At 45.5% G+C, this 759-nt stretch carries 2 protein-coding genes; both read left to right on the top strand.

Annotated features, from left to right (window positions below; genetic code table 11):
* Positions 1–65 precede the first annotated feature (65 nt).
* Positions 66–296: a hypothetical protein gene (locus INT19_RS00010; protein WP_193059246.1), complete on the top strand. Its 231-nt coding sequence runs from the start codon at positions 66–68 to the stop codon at positions 294–296.
* A gap of 54 nt (positions 297–350) precedes the next feature.
* Entirely contained in the window at positions 351–758 is a 408-nt protein-coding gene (locus INT19_RS00005; RefSeq protein ID WP_193059245.1) for a hypothetical protein, read from the top strand.
* The last annotated feature ends 1 nt before the right edge of the window (position 759 follow it).

Genomic DNA, 759 nt, shown 5'->3' with positions numbered 1-759 from the left:
CGGCTACGGGTCTGAGCGCACGATAAATTTTGAATAGCCACTTAACTACAGCAGCAGGTGGAGATATGTTGGCGGAGCTGAATAACGTATTGACGGAGCAATTGTCGCCTATCTGGAATGCTGATGACAATAATGATTCGGCCCATCAGCGACCCGATCTGTATAGAGAACAAGCACTGGACGTAGAAGCAACAGAAGACGAGAAAGTACTGCGCATTGCTTGTCGCTCAAAAGGTAAGCTCTCATGGATGAAACAACGCTTGGATAGCGTGACGTTTACGAGTTTCTGGCCGTGATTTTTGGCTGTAACGCTAAGCACGGTAGAGGTAAAGCGAAAGGAGTGGCGAGGAATGCCTGAGTTAATACGATTACAAACACCTGATTTTGAGTTTTCGGTTTGGGCTAACGATATCAGCGCGCGCGCAAAAGTGTATCAGGCCACTGTGGCCGAAAGAGCCAGCCTAACGCTTGAGTATGCAGAGAGCGATGCAGCCCTTCGCTTTGCCCCAGAAGTTGAACTTGTTGATATCGCAGTTATTGATGAGCAGAACAGTAGCCTTGAACTTGATAACAGCCATGCACAAACTGTTTTGGCGACAAGTGTCACTGCGCCTGAAAAATGCTCAACATTCACTTTAAATACACCTTTGTTTTTTGAAAATACTCAATATCAGTTTGAATGGGTGTTCTTGCAAGCCGTATCCGATGCATACTTGGTAAGTGGTTATGCAAAAGTTATCGAGTTACTTTTTCCGTAAT

Origin of the sequence: Halomonas sp. 3A7M (assembly GCF_014897875.1) — a bacterium.
Lineage (GTDB): Bacteria > Pseudomonadota > Gammaproteobacteria > Pseudomonadales > Halomonadaceae > Vreelandella.
This window is presented reverse-complemented; position numbering and strand designations above follow the sequence as displayed.